This is a genomic window from Mycolicibacterium sp. Y3 (genome assembly GCF_051188035.1).
GTDB lineage: Bacteria > Actinomycetota > Actinomycetes > Mycobacteriales > Mycobacteriaceae > Mycobacterium > Mycobacterium fluoranthenivorans.
The window spans coordinates 5,373,179-5,387,789 of sequence record NZ_JAVQLT010000001.1 but is presented as its reverse complement, the minus strand read 5'-3'; the positions used below and the strand labels follow the sequence as shown (position 1 = coordinate 5,387,789).

Here is a 14,611-nt window from a genome sequence, read left to right as displayed (position 1 = left end):
CGATGACTGCAGTAGTACCGAACCCGGTCGCCGAGACCGCCACTGTGCGGCAGTCGCTGCGCACCCAGGCCCTGGAGGCGCGACCGGTCAACCTCGACGGATTCGTCGAGGAATGGCCAGAGGTCGGCATGGTCGCGATGGACAGTCCCTTCGACCCGCAGCCGAGCGTGCGGGTGGAGAACGGCCTGATCGTCGAGATGGATGGCACCGCACGCGCCGACTTCGATTCGATCGACCAGTTCATCGCCGACAAGGCGATCGATGTCGAGACCACCGAGCAGTCGATGGCCATTCCGGCCGCCGAGATCGCCGGCATGCTCGTCGATCCGGGTGTCACCCGCGACGAGGTCCTCGCGGTGACCAAGGGGCTCACCCCGGCCAAGCTGCTCGCGGTGGCCAAGAACCTCAACATCGTCGAGATCATGATGGGCATGCAGAAGATGCGGGCCCGCCGCACGCCGGCCAACCAGGCGCACTGCACCAGCGCCAGGGACAACCCGTTGCAGGTCGCGTGCGAGGCGGCCGAGGCCACCCTGCGGGGATTCGCGGAAGTGGAGACCACGTTGGGTGTGGTCCGCTACGCGCCGTTGGTGGCCATGGCCCAGGCCATCGGCAGCCAGGCCGGTGCGGAGGGACCGCAGACCCAGTGTGCGCTGGAGGAGGCCACCGAACTCGATCTCGGGATGCGCGGTATCACCGGATACGCCGAGACCATCTCGGTGTACGGCACCGAGCCGGTCTTCGTCGACGGTGACGACACTCCCTGGTCAAAGGCGTTCCTGGCGGCCGCCTACGCGTCGCGCGGTATCAAGATGCGGTTCACCTCCGGTACCGGATCCGAGGTGCAGATGGGTAATGCGCAGGGAAAGTCCATGCTGTACCTGGAGATCCGCTGCATCCTGGTGACCAAGGGCGCCGGCGTGCAGGGCCTGCAGAACGGCTCGATCTCCTGTATCGGCGTGCCCGGGGCGGTGCCCGGCGGCATCCGCGCGGTGGCAGCCGAGAACCTCATCGCCTCCGCGGTGGATCTGGAGTGCGCGTCCGGTAACGATCAGTCGTTCTCGCATTCCCCGATGCGTCGCACCGCCCGGCTGATGCCGCAGATGATGCCGGGCACCGACTTCGTGTGCTCGGGCTACTCCGCGGTGCCCAACTACGACAACATGTTCGCGGGGTCCAATGTCGACAGCGACGATTTCGACGACTTCAACACCATTCAGCGTGACCTGCAGATCGACGGCGGCCTGCGACATGTGAAGGAGTCCGAGATCCTGGCGGCGCGCACCCGCGCGGCCGAGGCGCTGCAGGCGGTGTTCCGCTACCTCGACCTGCCGCCGATCACGGACAACGAGATCGAAACGGCCGTGTACGCCAACGGAAGTCAGGACCTGATCCCGCGCGATGTGCTGGAGGACCTCAAGGGTGCCCAGCAGGTGATGGACCGCAACATCACCGGTCTGGATCTGGTGAAGGCGCTGGAGGCGAGTGGTTTCTCCGATATCGCCGAACGGATGTTGTCCAGCCTGCGTCAGCGGGTGTCCGGTGACCTGCTGCAGACCTCAGCCATCCTCACCAAGGACGGCCCGCTGTCGGCGATCAACGATGCCAACGACTACGCGGGACCCGGCACCGGGTACCGCCCGTCGGGTGCCCGGTGGGAAGAGATGAAACGACTGCGCCACGTCACGAGCGCATCGAACCCGGAAGTAGAGGTGGAATAGCCGTGTCGGCCAATGATATTCAGCGGGACCTGACCTTCACCGAGATCGGCCCGGCCGCGCGCGGCACGCGGCCCGACGAGGTGGTCATCGCGATCTCGCCGGGCTTCGGTGAACTGTTCAGCAAGACCATCGTCGACATCCCGCTGTCCGAGGTGATCCGCCAAGTGCTGGCCGGCATCGAGGAGCAGGAGGTCAGCGCACGGGTCATCCGGGTCCGCAATTCGTCCGACCTGGCGGCCATGTCCCACACCGCGGCCCGGTTGTCCGGATCGGGTATCGGAATCGGTATCCTCTCGCGCGGCACCTCGATGATCCACCAGCGCGACCTGCCGCGACTGTCCAGCCTCGAACTGTTCCCGCAGTGCCCGCTGCTGACACTGCAGACCTACCGGCAGATCGGGTCCAACGCGGCGCAGTACGCCAAAGGGGAGTCGCCGGAACCGGTTCCGACGCTCAACGATCAGATGGCCCGGCCCCGCTGGCAGGCCAAGGCCGCGCTGCTGCACCTGAAAGAGACCGAACTGGTTCGCAAGGATGCGAAGGCCATCGAGGTCATGCCGGAGTTCTCCGCGGCTGCGGTGGGTTGATACGGGTTCGGGCTTGGCGAACGACAGAGCTACCCGCACGGTCGTCGGGGTGGACATCGGAAACTCCACCACGGAGGCCAGTCTGGCCACGATCGACGCCGACGGCACACCGGCGTTCATCGGGGTCGCGCTGACCCGGACCACCGGCATCAAAGGCACCGTCAAGAACGTCGAAGGTGTCGCCAAAGCGGTGATCTGGTCCTTGCAGGGCGCCGGTCTTACGCTCGCCGACCTCGACCTGGTGCTGCTCAACGAGGCGACGCCGGTGATCAGCGGACTGGCGATGGAGACCATCACCGAGACCATCATCACCGAATCGACGATGATCGGTCATGACCCGCGCACCCCGGGCGGACGCGGACTGGGTGTCGGCACCATCGTCGAGTTCGCGGCGCTGGCCGACATCACGACCGGTGAACCGATCATCCCGGTGGTACCCGGCAACGTCGACTTCGACCTCGTCGCGGCCACCATCAATGCGGCGGCCCACCGTGGGGTCGAGATCACCGGGGCCATCCTGTGCAATGACGACGCGGTGCTGGTGTCTAATCGGTTGGAGACCAAGATCCCGATCATCGACGAGGTGTCGCGCATCGAGGCCGTCCCGCGTGGCATGATCGCCGCCGTCGAGGTGGCCGCACCGGGTCAATCCATCAGAACATTGTCGAATGCCTATGGCCTGGCCACGATTTTCGGCCTCGATCCGGATCAGACCAGGGTGGTCTCGCCCGTGGCGCGGGCTCTCACCGGCAACCGGTCGGCGGTCGTGGTGCGCACGCCCTCGGGCGATGTCGCCGATCGGACCATCCCGGCCGGCGCGCTGAGCCTGATCGGCGCGAAGAAGACCGCCACCATCGACGTGTCGCGCGGCGCAACGGAATTGATGGCCGCCGTCGAACGGGTCAGCCCACTTGTCGACGTCACCGGCGAAGCCGGGACGAATTCGGGCGGAATGATCGCCAATGTCCGGCAGAGCATGGCCGACCTGTCCCACCACGCCCTGGCCGACGTGCGGATTCAGGACCTGCTGGCCATCGACACCGCTGTGCCGCAAGAGGTTCGCGGCGGTGTCGCGGGTGAGGTGGCGCTGGAGAACGCGGTCGCGCTGGCGGCCATGGTGCGCACCAAGGAAAGCGGGATGAAGGCCGTCGCCGACGCGGTTGCGGCACATCTGCGCGGGGCAGGCGCCACGAATGTCGACGTCGTCGTCGGCGGTGTCGAAGCCGAGATGGCGGTTCTCGGCGCGCTCACCACGCCGGGCACCGACAAGCCGCTGGTGGTGCTCGACCTCGGCGGCGGTTCCACCGATGCCGCGGTGATCCAGGCCGACGGCGGCACCGACGCCACCCACCTGGCCGGTGCGGGTGACCTGGTCACCAAACTCATCGATGCCGAACTGGGCCTGGACAACCTGGAACTGGCCGAGGAGATCAAACGCTGCCCACTGGGCAAGGCGGAGAGCTTCTTTCACATCCGGTTGGAGAACGGCACCGTCCAGTTCTTCGAAAAGCCACTTCCGGCCACAGCATTCGCCCGGGTGGTGGCACTCGGCGATACCGGGATGAGCCCCATTCCCACCCGGCACTCCCTGGATCGCATCCGCACCGTACGCAGGACCGCGAAAGAGCGGGTCTTCGTGGTGAATGCCCTGCGGGCGCTGCGCAGCATCGCCCCCGGTGGAGATCTACGGCAAATCGGCTTCGTGGTGCTGCTCGGTGGTTGCGCCCTGGACTTCGAGATCCCGCAGCAGATCGCCGATGCCGTCGCCCCGTACGGAATCGTCTGCGGCACCGGTAATGTCCGCGGCACGGAAGGTCCGCGCAACGCCGTGGCCTCCGGACTGGTCGCGTCGTACGCGGCGACGGCATCCCGGCTGGGGGTCGGCGCCCATGCTTAAGGGTGGTCAGCCGGAGCCGCCGGTGATCGTCGTGATGAGCTGCGGCGCCGACGCTGTCGTGAACGAGGTGCTCGCGGGCATCGAGGAGGAGGGTGTGCCCGCCATCGTCGAACACCGTCGTGACGACCAGGACGCGCACGCGCTGGCCCGGCTGGCCGCCCAGGTGTCCACGTTGGAGGTGGGTGTCGGGATCGACGCGCACGGCCGGATCAGCGTGGCACACCAGAAGGTGACCGGGGCGACGCCCGGGCTGTTCAGCGGTGCCGCCGCGCCGGCCGAGGTGGCCCGTGCGTTGGGCCACAACGCAGCCCGCATCGTCGTCGGCGTACCTCTGCGTGCGGTGGCCCCATGACCCTCGGCGAAGACGGCTTGATCCACGCCGACGCCATCCGAGTGCTCAATGAGCTGAACGAGACGACGAAGGCGCAGCAGGCGTTTCTCAAGAGCTGCGGCGACGCCGCCTGGATCGGCGACGACGAGCGCCGGGCCATCCGGTGGTTGCTGACCGCACTCGTCGAGCACCGCCGCCGGCTGCGCACCGCCGCCCGGATGTGGCGCGCCATGGGCCACGACGAACCGGCCGGCCGCGCCCTGGTCGCGGTCACCGTGGACCTGCTCGATGAGAACCGTTCCTTCACCCCCTTCGTCGCGCAGTGGCGCGAAGCCGTGGTGGGACGGGTATCGCTGGAGCGGAATGACTTCTGGCGCAGCATGATCGAGCTGGCCAAATCGAATCTGACCGAAGCGCGCGACGGCGCTACGCTCTGCCTGGCCGGCCGTCGTCGAGCGTGAGACCCAGAGAAACAGTGGAGGTATGCCCCGTCATGGGCGATTACAGGGAGCTCTACCAAGCCAGCATCAAGGACCCCGCAGGGTTCTGGGCGCAGGCCGCCGACGCGGTGACGTGGACCCGCCGGCCCGAAAGGGTGCTCGACGACACCAATCCGCCGTTCTATCGGTGGTTTCCGGACGGTGAGCTGAACACGTGTGTCAATGCCCTGGACCGCCATGTCGCCGACGGGCGTGCCGAGCAGCCGGCGCTGATCTACGACTCACCGGTCTCGGGCAGCGCCCGCACGTTCAGCTACCGTGAGCTGCTCGACGAGGTGGCGCGCTTCGCCGGTGTGCTCAGCGGCCTCGGCGTGAGCAAGGGCGACCGGGTGGTCGTCTATATGCCGATGATCCCGGAAGCGGTCATCGCCATGCTGGCCTGCGCCCGTATCGGGGCGGTGCACTCCGTGGTGTTCGGCGGGTTCGCCGCGCACGAACTGGCGGCGCGCATCGACGATGCCCGTCCCGTGGTGATCGTCTCCGCATCGTGCGGAATCGAACCGTCCCGCACCGTCGCCTACAAACCGATGCTGGATGCCGCGCTGGCGGCGTCGGCGCATCCGCCCGCGCACTGCGTCATCGTGCAGCGCGAGCAGTCACCCTGTGAGCTGGTGGCCGGCCGCGACGTGGACTGGCACGAGGCGATGTTCACCGCCACACCGCACGATGCGGTGCCGGTCGCGGCGACCGATCCGCTCTACGTGCTCTATACCTCGGGCACCACCGGAAAGCCCAAGGGCGTGGTCCGCGACAACGGCGGCCATGCGGTCGCCCTGATGTGGAGCATGCGCCACATCTACGACATGGCGCCCGGCGAAGTGTTCTGGGCGGCCTCCGACGTGGGCTGGGTCGTCGGGCACTCCTACATCGTGTACGCGCCGCTGCTGCTGGGGGCCACCACGGTGCTCTACGAGGGCAAGCCGGTGGGTACTCCCGACCCCGGTGCGTTCTGGCGGGTGATCGACGAGCACCGGGTGAAGGTGTTGTTCACCGCACCGACGGCGATCCGGGCCATCCGCAAGGAAGATCCCGACGGCGCCCATCTGACCCGTTACGACCTGTCCTCGCTGAAGCATCTGTTCCTGGCCGGTGAACGGCTGGACCCCGACACCTATCACTGGGCGGTGCGCAAGCTCGGCATTCCGGTGGTGGACCACTGGTGGCAGACCGAGACCGGATGGGCCATCGCCGCCAACCCGGTCGGGGTCGAGACGTTGGCGTTCAAAGCCGGGTCGCCGACCGTGCCGATGCCCGGTTACGACGTGCATATCCTCACCGCGGACGGGGTGCCGTGCGGCCCGGGCGAGGAGGGCGCCGTGTGCATCCGCACGCCGCTGCCGCCGGGAACCCTGCCCACCCTGTGGGGTGACGACGCTCGCTACGAGGCCTCCTATCTGTGTGAGCATCCCGGTTACTACCTCACCGGCGACGGCGGTTACCTCGACGAGGACGGCTACCTGTTCGTGATGGGCCGGATCGACGATGTGATCAACGTGGCCGGGCACCGGTTCTCCACGGGCGCTATCGAGGCTGTGCTGGCCGCCCATCCGTCGGTGGCCGAATGTGCTGTCATCGGGGTTGCCGACGAGATCAAGGGCCAGGTACCCCGCGGGCTGGTGGTGCTCAAGGCCAACGCTGCGGCGGAAGTGTCGGCCGGCGACCTGGTGGCGGAGCTGATCGCGTCGGTCCGCAACGAGATCGGCGCCGTCGCCAGCTTCAAACTGGTCGACATCGTGCCCGCACTGCCGAAGACGAGGTCGGGCAAGATCCTGCGCAAGGCGATGCGCGGTATCGCGCACGGCAAGGACGAGCCGCTGCCCTCGACCATCGAGGATCCTTCGGTACTGCACGCGCTGCGCCCGATTCTGGCGCCCTGAGCCGGCCCTTTCCGCGCACACGCTCACGTTGGGCGTTTTGACCTGCGGTGACAGCTCCCGGTAAGCTGCTCCGTTGGTGTGCGCCGCCCCCGCAAGGGGAGGTGGTTCCCAGGTCAACGTCGGTCGCTGGGATACCGACGGGCGTGCACCGGACCGGCAACCAACCCGAGAAGAGAAGGTGGCAACTGTGCCTACTTACACGCCGAAGGCGGGTGACACCACGCGTCAGTGGCATGTCATCGACGCCCAAGACGTGGTGCTCGGCCGGCTCGCCGTGGAAGCAGCCAAGCTGCTCCGTGGCAAGCACAAGCCGACATTCACGCCCAATGTCGATGGTGGCGATTTCGTCATCATCATCAACGCCGAGAAGGTCGCCGTCAGCGGCGACAAGCTCAACAACAAGTTCGCTTACCGCCACTCGGGTTACCCCGGCGGCCTGCGTAAGCGCACCATCGGTGAGCTGCTGGAGAAGCACCCGACCCGCGTCGTCGAGAACGCGATCGTCGGCATGCTCCCGCACAACAAGCTCAGCCGTCAGATTCAGAAGAAGCTGAAGGTGTACGCCGGCCCGGATCATCCGCATGCCGCGCAGCAGCCGGTTCCGTTCGAGATCAAGCAGGTGGCCCAATGAGTGAACTGACTGGGACCGAGTCCGAGGTGACCGAGGTGACCGAAGAGGTCTTCGAAGAGTCCCCCGAGACCGGTGAAACCACCGAGGTCTTCGAGGAGGCTGTCATCGAAGAGGCCGCTCCGCGTGAGCCGGTCTACCTCGACCGCCCGATCCAGACCGTCGGCCGCCGTAAGGAGGCCGTGGTCCGCGTGCGTCTGGTGCCCGGCACCGGCAAGTTCCACCTGGACGGCCGCACGCTGGAGGCCTACTTCCCGAACAAGGTGCACCAGCAGCTGATCAAGGCTCCGCTGGTGACCGTCGATCGGGTGGACAGCTTCGACGTGTACGCCCACCTCGATGGTGGCGGCCCGTCCGGGCAGGCCGGCGCGCTGCGCCTGGCCATCGCCCGTGCGCTGATCCTGGTCCAGCCCGAGGATCGCCCGGCCCTGAAGAAGGCCGGCTTCCTCACCCGGGACCCGCGTGCCATCGAGCGCAAGAAGTACGGCCTCAAGAAGGCCCGTAAGGCGCCGCAGTACAGCAAGCGCTGATCGTTTCTGCTCGTGGGCGGGCGTGTCGCACTATGGACACGCCCGCCTTCGGCATTTCATGGAGAGTGTGCGGGGCCGCACCGGAGGAGGACCAAACGAAGATGCGTCGACTTTTCGGCACCGACGGTGTGCGTGGCGTCGCCAATCGTGAGCTGACCGCGGAGCTGGCGCTCGCGCTGGGTTCGGCGACGGCCCGGCTCGGCAACGTCACCGGCACCCGGCGCCGGGTCGCGGTGGTGGGACGGGATCCGCGGGCCAGCGGGGAGATGCTGGAAGCCGCCGTCATCGCCGGCTTGACCGCCGAGGGAGTCGACGCCCTGCGGGTCGGAGTCCTACCGACCCCCGCCGTCGCGTATCTCACCAACGCCTACGACGCCGACTTCGGCGTGATGATCTCGGCCTCCCACAATGCGATGCCCGACAACGGCATCAAGATCTTCGGCCCCGGTGGGCACAAGCTCGACGACGCCACCGAGGACCGCATCGAGGAACTGGTCAACGCCGGGCCCGGCAGTCGTCCGCTGGGCGCCGGGATCGGACGGGTGATCGACGCCGGTGACGCATTGCAGCGCTACCTGGCGCATGTGCACCAAGCCGTCACCACCCCGCTCGACGGCCTGACCGTCGTCGTCGACTGCGCCAACGGTGCGGCGTTCGAGGCCGCCCCCCGGGCATACCGCGCCGCGGGTGCCAACGTGATCGCCCTGCACGCCGAGCCCAACGGCCTCAACATCAACGACCAGTGTGGGTCCACCCATATGCAGACGTTGCAGCAGGCGGTGCTCACCCACCGCGCCGATCTGGGCCTGGCCCACGACGGTGACGCGGACCGCTGTCTGGCCGTCGACGCCCACGGTCAGATCATCGACGGCGACGCCATCATGGTGCTGCTCGCACTGGCCATGCGCGACGCCGGCGAGCTGGCCTCCCACACGCTGGTCACCACCGTGATGAGCAACCTGGGTTTGCACCTGGCGATGCGCGCCGCCGGTATCGAGGTGCGGACCACCGCGGTCGGCGACCGCTACGTGCTCGAGGAACTGCGCGACGGTGAGTTCTCCCTGGGCGGTGAGCAGTCCGGGCATATCGTGCTGCCGGCGTTCGGTACCACCGGCGACGGAATCGTCACCGGCCTGCGGCTGATGTCGCGGATGGCGCAAACCCGGAGTTCGCTGGCCGAGCTTTGTCAGCCCATGCAGACGCTGCCCCAGGTGCTCATCAACGTGCAGGTGGCCGACAAGGCCACGGTGGCCCAGGCCCCCTCGGTCCAGACCGCGGTGGCCCAGGCCGAGGCCGAACTCGGAGACAGCGGGCGAATCCTGTTGCGCCCCTCCGGGACCGAGCAGGTGGTTCGTGTGATGGTGGAGGCCGCGGACGAGGACACCGCCCGCCAACTGGCGGTTCGGGTGGCCGAATCGGTGAGTGGCCACAAATAGTTTCTCTGCTCCGCAGGGAACCGATCGGGTGCCCGCCGCGTCCTAACCAAGCATGGGACACCTCACTGCCACCCGCGTCGACACCGGCTCCGTCCTGGATGCCGCGCACCGCTATGACACCGCCGCCGAATTGCTCGATACCGTGCTGCACACGCAGCTGGCTCGGCTGAACTTCGACGGGACGCGAGCCGGACGGTCCTACACCGACTCCGGTGACGCCGTCCGCGACGCCGTGCAGCGGACCTGCGCGAGATTGGCTGACTGGTCCCGCTCCGCGCGTGAGATCGCGACGCTGCTAAGGGCTTCGGTCCAGAGCTACGCCGACGCCGACGGGCGTGCGGCCCACCGGCTGGGATGACCGGCTACGACGTCGACGGCGCCCTGGCCCGGGGAGGGCCGGCCGTCGAGGTGCTCTCCGACTACGTCGCGGCCTGCCGCGCACTCGGCTGCACCGTCACCGATCCGGCCCAGCTGCACGATGCGTACACCGCCGAGGACGGTATGGACCTGGGCACACTGGATGCCGATTGCGCGGCGATCACTGCGGCGCTGGGCACCGTTGAGGAGGCCGCCCGGCTGCAGGAGTCGGCGCGGGCGGCGCTGGCCGCGGCTTGGCAGGGGTCGGGCGCGGATATCGCTGCACAGGTCATCGCGGCACATGCGCAGTCCTCGGAGCAGACGGTGAGCGCCCTGCACCGGGTCGCCGATACGCTCACCGAATTGCGGGACGACCTCTGGCACTTGGTGACCGGTAAGGTCGCCGCCGTCCAGGACATCGAAGACCGTGCCGAACGCGCGCAGTGGTGGCCGGCCGCGCGGGCCGTCACCACGGGTGCCGGGGCCCAGGACAGTGCCAGCGAGATCGTCGACGGCAAGGTCAATCCGTTCGTGACCGTCGCGATCGGCTCTGACTGGGCTGAGGTGATGGAGTCGACGAAGCGATCGGTGCGTGACGCGTACGACACGGCCGCGGCCGGTCTTTCGGCCGATCAACCGGCAGGGTTCGGCGCCTTGGGATCTGCTGCCGGGGTGACACCCGCGGCGGCCGCGCCTCCGGTGGACGCGTTGGCACCCTCACCGGCGTCGGCACCCTCACCGGCGTCGGCACCGGCACCGGCACCGGCACCGGCGGGCGATCCGTTCTCCGGCGGGTTGCCGTTGGGCGGGCTGGGTTCTGGAATGTCTTCGGTGGGAGGAGGTTTCACGGGCACGGGGCAGCAGCTCGCCGATCTCCTCGGGGGACTGTTCGGCACAGGCGCGGACTCGATACCTGATGAACCGCTGGATATCGGCGAGCGGGACACCGATGAGCCGGAGCCGGAGCCGGACGATGATCGTGAGGAGGACGAGGACGACCCGGAGGACGGCGCAGACGAGGAGAACGAGGGTGAGGGGGAGGGCGAGCCCATTCCGGAGACCGCCGAGACGACGGAAGTCCTTGGACCCGAACCCGATCCACCCGCTGCCACGCCCGTACCCCAGCCGGTGCCGGCGGCACCGGTGGCCGCACCGATGGCAGCTGAACCCCCTCCGGAGCCGCCGCGCACCCCGTGCGAGATCGCGGCCGACGAGTTGCCGCAGGCGGGGGAGTGAACAGGCCCCTCGCCGGCGCCCTGCGAGTGGCATGCTGCACCGTCGGCAGGTGTCGGCTCCGCGGGTGGCAGCGTACTGCGACGCTTCGGCTCTAAACTCACGGCAAGGAAAGTGACTGTCCCATGGTGAGGGGAGATCCGTGGCGGAGGTCGCGAACGGCGAACAGTCGAAGCGTCCCAGGGGAAGACCTCGACTGGCGATCGATCGTGACGCGGTCGCCGACGCGGTGGCGGCTCTGTTCGCCGAGGGCGGGTACGAGGCGGTGACGATCGTCGATACCGCCGACAAGCTGGGTGTTTCTCGTGCCACGCTGTACCGGGCGGTGCCGACCAAAGAGGACCTGCTCGGCATCCTGTTCGAACGCTGCACCGGGGAACTGACTGAGCGCACGAAGGCCGCCATCGCCGGCTCGTCCGACCCCGGTGAACAACTGATGGCGATGATCAGGCTGCAGGCCGATGCCGCGGTGAGTATGCGCAGCTACCTGCCGGTGTTCTTCGGAGGAGCGGGACTGCCGCCCGAGGTGTACACCCGGTGGCGTTCGTGGAGCCGCCATTTCGAGAAGATGTGGGTCGGTGTGGTCAGCGCGAACATGGAACGCGGATACCTCGACGAAGGGGATCCCACGGTCACCGCGCGGCTGATCCTGGGCATGATCATCTGGGTGTCTCGCTGGTACCGCCCTCGCGAGCAGATCACGTCCGAGGAGATCGCGGACACCGCGATCCACCTCGTCCGCCTGGGGGTCGCGCCACCTCGTGACCGCCGACCGTGAGCGCAGCTGATACGACTACGCACCTTCAGCACTCGAGGCTGAAGGTGCGTAGTCGGTTCGACGGGGTGGCCGCCGGAAGCGTCTTGCCTAGCGGTGCTGCCCGGCGCTGCCGTGGCGTGCTCGACCCCCGGTGCCACTGTGCCCACCGGAGCGGCCGGCGCCGGCGCCCGTGGCCCGGTTGGGCCGACGGCGTTGGCCGGACGACCGACCGGGCTGCTGCGGTGACCGCGTCGCGGCAGGCTCAGGGGTGGACAGCGCGATCGGACCGGTGAAAGTCCGCTCGCCCGGGGCGATCTCTTGAAGCACCGGATGCGAGGCACCGCTGAACTTGGTGACGGTCGGCTTGATGCCCGCCTTGCGGGTCAGCACGCGGACATCGGAAACCTGATCGTCGACCATCAACGTCACGACGGTGCCGTCGTTGCCGGCGCGGGCGGTGCGTCCGGACCGGTGCAGGTAGGCCTTGTGTTCGACCGGCGGATCGGCGTGCACCACGAGGCTGACATCGTCGACGTGGATACCGCGGGCGGCGATATCGGTGGCCACGAGGACCGTGGCCGACCCATCGGAGAACGCGGCCAGATTCCGGGTGCGGGCGTTCTGAGAAAGGTTGCCGTGCAGTTCCACTGCCGGGACACCACGCGAATTGAGTTTCCGCGCAAGACCTTTGGCGCCGTACTTGGTGCGGGCGAACACGATGGTGCGGCCCGGCGACGCGGCCAGGTCGGCGAGCACGTCGAACCGTGCGGCCCCGTCCACGTGCAGCACGTGGTGGGCCATGGCGGCGACCGGCGACTGCTCGGAATCGACGCTGTGCACCACGGGATCGTGCAGGTAGCGGTCCACCAGCACATCGATGCCGTTGTCGAGTGTGGCCGAGAACAGCAGCCGCTGACCGTCGCGCGGGGTGCGGTCCAGCAGGCGCTTGACCGGGGGCAGGAAGCCGAGGTCGGCCATATGGTCGGCCTCGTCGAGAACGGTGATCTGCACGCCGGACAGGTCGGCGTGACCGGACTTGACGTGGTCTTCCAGTCGGCCGGGGCAGGCGATGACGATATCGATGCCGTTGCGCAGTTTGTCGATCTGGGGGTTGGCGCTGACGCCGCCGAAAATGGTGGCCGACCGCAGGCCGGTGGCTTGCGCCAGGGGCGCAAGGGCCGCGTCGATCTGGCTGACCAGTTCGCGAGTGGGGGCCAGGATCAGCGCGCGGAAGCTCTTGGCGCGCCGCGGGGCCGGGTTGGCCGCGAGGCGGCTCACCAGGGGCAGCAGGAACGCGTAGGTCTTACCTGATCCGGTGCGGCCGCGGCCGAGCACATCGCGACCGGCCAGGGAATCCGGCAGGGTCGCAGACTGGATGGGGAAGGGGCTGGTGATGCCGTTGGCGGCAAGGGTGGTGACAACGGCCTCGGGCAAGCCGAGGTCGGCAAACGTGGACACGAATGAACTCCAGAAAAGTCGAGTGTGGTCGTCCTGCCCGGCGCGGGGTGGTTCCCGCGGCGCTCGGTGTGACGATCGAGCAGGGCCCGAAGAGAGGCCCTGGCGAGGCGGCAAAAGGCAGAACAGACGATGCCGCTGGACCAAAGCGTACCCAACGATGGCGCATCCGGCCCAATTGTGAGGCGCGCGTCACGTGGGACGGCGCGGCGCCGACCCGCTCAGTCGGTCAGTGCGACGAGATCCTCGGCGAACGCGACGGCCTCGGCGGCGTCGTCGGTCAGTGGATGTACCAGGATGGTCGTCACGCCGGCCTCGGCATAAGCGGCCAGCCGTTCCCTGACGAATCCCTTTGGCCCGACCAGGGATACGTGGCGCACCAGATCGTCGGGCACGGCGGCGATCGCCTCGGCCTTCTTGCCTGCCAGGTAGAGGTCCTGGATACGGTCGGCGACCTCGCCGTAACCGTAGCGGGTGGCCAGATTGTGATAGAAGTTCTTCCCGCGCGCGCCCATACCTCCGATGTACAGGGCCAGTTGCGGTTTTGCCCATGCCAGGCGGTCCTCGACGTCATCGCCGATGGCAAGGCTGGCGCTGACCATCACATCGAGCGGGCCCAGTGCCGGATCGCGTTTGGCGGCACCGGCGCGCAGCGCCTCGCCCCAGACCTCGTCGGCCTTCTCCGGGTAGTAGAAGACGGGCTGCCAGCCTTCGGCGATCTCGGCGGTGAGCGCCACGTTCTGCGGTCCGAGTGCCGCGATGGTGATCGGAATACGTTCCCGTACAGGGTGATTGATCAGCTTCAGGGGCTTGCCCAGTCCTGTGCCGCGGCCGGCGGGCAACGGAAGTTGGTAGTACTTGCCGTCGTAGCTGACCTTCTCGCGCCGCCACACCTGCCTGCAGATCTCGACCACCTCGCGGGTGCGCCCCAGCGGTGCATCGAACGGCACGCCGTGGAAGCCCTCGACGACCTGCGGCCCGGACGTGCCGATGCCGAGGCGAAAGCGTCCCTCGGAGACGTAGTCGACCCCGGCCGCCGTCATCGCCAGCAGGGACGGGGTGCGCGTGTAGATCGGGACCACGCCGGTGCCCAGCTCGATTGTCGAGGTCTTGGCGGCCAGGTAGCCCAGCTGGCTGATCGCGTCGTAGGAGTAGGCCTCGGCGACCAGCGCGATGTCGATGCCGACCTGCTCCAGTGCCACGACCTGTTCGGCCGCCTCCTTGAAGCCGCCGGCGTAGCCCAGAAAGATCCCTGTCCGCATGCCAGAGTTATATCACCAACCGGTTGGTTGGGAGTTGGAC

At 68.0% G+C, this 14,611-nt stretch carries 14 protein-coding genes; 12 read left to right on the top strand and 2 right to left on the bottom strand.

The genetic code is table 11. From position 1 onward, the window contains the following. Nucleotides 1–2 precede the first annotated feature (2 nt). The 12 genes from QN239_RS26270 (at nucleotide 3) to QN239_RS26215 (ending at nucleotide 11,875) form a co-directional block, all read left to right on the top strand. Nucleotides 3–1,721, top strand: a complete 1,719-nt coding sequence (locus tag QN239_RS26270) for a propanediol/glycerol family dehydratase large subunit (protein WP_499014826.1) — start codon at nucleotides 3–5, stop codon at nucleotides 1,719–1,721. 2 nt (nucleotides 1,722–1,723) lie between these two features. Further along, nucleotides 1,724–2,308, top strand: coding sequence for a propanediol/glycerol family dehydratase medium subunit (locus QN239_RS26265; RefSeq protein WP_328587182.1), 585 nt, complete (start codon nucleotides 1,724–1,726; stop codon nucleotides 2,306–2,308). Nucleotides 2,309–2,357: 49 nt separating this feature from the next. Further along, complete coding sequence (locus QN239_RS26260; protein WP_499014824.1) at nucleotides 2,358–4,205, top strand: diol dehydratase reactivase subunit alpha; 1,848 nt, start codon at nucleotides 2,358–2,360, stop codon at nucleotides 4,203–4,205. Beyond that, nucleotides 4,198–4,557: a glycerol dehydratase reactivase beta/small subunit family protein gene (locus QN239_RS26255; protein ID WP_499014822.1), complete on the top strand. Its 360-nt coding sequence runs from the start codon at nucleotides 4,198–4,200 to the stop codon at nucleotides 4,555–4,557. Before QN239_RS26260 ends, QN239_RS26255 begins: the two co-directional genes overlap by 8 nt. Continuing rightward, the gene (locus QN239_RS26250; RefSeq protein WP_499014820.1) at nucleotides 4,554–4,997 is read left to right on the top strand and encodes a hypothetical protein; all 444 of its coding nucleotides are present in this window, start codon (nucleotides 4,554–4,556) and stop codon (nucleotides 4,995–4,997) included. Before QN239_RS26255 ends, QN239_RS26250 begins: the two co-directional genes overlap by 4 nt. A gap of 32 nt (nucleotides 4,998–5,029) precedes the next feature. Continuing rightward, nucleotides 5,030–6,913: a propionyl-CoA synthetase gene (locus tag QN239_RS26245; protein WP_499014818.1), complete on the top strand. Its 1,884-nt coding sequence runs from the start codon at nucleotides 5,030–5,032 to the stop codon at nucleotides 6,911–6,913. 187 nt (nucleotides 6,914–7,100) lie between these two features. Next, nucleotides 7,101–7,544, top strand: coding sequence for a 50S ribosomal protein L13 (rplM, locus tag QN239_RS26240; RefSeq protein ID WP_090363113.1), 444 nt, complete (start codon nucleotides 7,101–7,103; stop codon nucleotides 7,542–7,544). Beyond that, nucleotides 7,541–8,071 (top strand): 30S ribosomal protein S9, encoded by a 531-nt coding sequence (gene rpsI / locus QN239_RS26235; RefSeq protein ID WP_167157017.1) that lies wholly within the window; start codon nucleotides 7,541–7,543, stop codon nucleotides 8,069–8,071. Before rplM ends, rpsI begins: the two co-directional genes overlap by 4 nt. 101 nt (nucleotides 8,072–8,172) lie before the next feature. Continuing rightward, on the top strand, nucleotides 8,173–9,507 hold the full coding sequence (gene glmM / locus QN239_RS26230) for a phosphoglucosamine mutase (RefSeq protein WP_090363116.1): 1,335 nt from the start codon (nucleotides 8,173–8,175) through the stop codon (nucleotides 9,505–9,507). Nucleotides 9,508–9,559: 52 nt separating this feature from the next. Continuing rightward, the gene (locus QN239_RS26225) at nucleotides 9,560–9,865 is read left to right on the top strand and encodes a type VII secretion target (protein ID WP_090363117.1); all 306 of its coding nucleotides are present in this window, start codon (nucleotides 9,560–9,562) and stop codon (nucleotides 9,863–9,865) included. After that, nucleotides 9,862–11,100: a hypothetical protein gene (locus QN239_RS26220; RefSeq protein ID WP_499014814.1), complete on the top strand. Its 1,239-nt coding sequence runs from the start codon at nucleotides 9,862–9,864 to the stop codon at nucleotides 11,098–11,100. The genes QN239_RS26225 and QN239_RS26220 overlap by 4 nt, the downstream gene beginning before the upstream one ends. Before the next feature lie 139 nt (nucleotides 11,101–11,239). Continuing rightward, complete coding sequence (locus QN239_RS26215; RefSeq protein ID WP_499014813.1) at nucleotides 11,240–11,875, top strand: TetR/AcrR family transcriptional regulator; 636 nt, start codon at nucleotides 11,240–11,242, stop codon at nucleotides 11,873–11,875. 87 nt (nucleotides 11,876–11,962) lie between these two features. Here QN239_RS26215 and QN239_RS26210 read toward each other — a convergent pair whose 3' ends face one another. Next, nucleotides 11,963–13,312 (bottom strand): DEAD/DEAH box helicase, encoded by a 1,350-nt coding sequence (locus tag QN239_RS26210; RefSeq protein ID WP_499014811.1) that lies wholly within the window; start codon nucleotides 13,310–13,312, stop codon nucleotides 11,963–11,965. A gap of 218 nt (nucleotides 13,313–13,530) precedes the next feature. Further along, a complete protein-coding gene (locus QN239_RS26205) occupies nucleotides 13,531–14,571 on the bottom strand; it encodes an LLM class F420-dependent oxidoreductase (RefSeq protein ID WP_499014809.1) in 1,041 nt (346 codons plus the stop codon). Between the last annotated feature and the right edge of the window lie 40 nt (nucleotides 14,572–14,611).

Excerpts from the sequence above, each read along its gene's own strand:
- QN239_RS26270 (WP_499014826.1), top strand. The coding sequence starts at position 3 with ATGACTGCAGTAGTACCGAACCCGGTCGCCGAGACCGCCACTGTGCGG.
- QN239_RS26255 (WP_499014822.1), top strand. The coding sequence starts at position 4,198 with ATGCTTAAGGGTGGTCAGCCGGAGCCGCCGGTGATCGTCGTGATGAGC.
- QN239_RS26250 (WP_499014820.1), top strand. The coding sequence starts at position 4,554 with ATGACCCTCGGCGAAGACGGCTTGATCCACGCCGACGCCATCCGAGTG.
- QN239_RS26245 (WP_499014818.1), top strand. The coding sequence starts at position 5,030 with ATGGGCGATTACAGGGAGCTCTACCAAGCCAGCATCAAGGACCCCGCA.
- rpsI (WP_167157017.1), top strand. The coding sequence starts at position 7,541 with ATGAGTGAACTGACTGGGACCGAGTCCGAGGTGACCGAGGTGACCGAA.
- glmM (WP_090363116.1), top strand. The coding sequence starts at position 8,173 with ATGCGTCGACTTTTCGGCACCGACGGTGTGCGTGGCGTCGCCAATCGT.
- QN239_RS26225 (WP_090363117.1), top strand. The coding sequence starts at position 9,560 with ATGGGACACCTCACTGCCACCCGCGTCGACACCGGCTCCGTCCTGGAT.
- QN239_RS26220 (WP_499014814.1), top strand. The coding sequence starts at position 9,862 with ATGACCGGCTACGACGTCGACGGCGCCCTGGCCCGGGGAGGGCCGGCC.
- QN239_RS26205 (WP_499014809.1), bottom strand. The coding sequence starts at position 14,571 with ATGCGGACAGGGATCTTTCTGGGCTACGCCGGCGGCTTCAAGGAGGCG.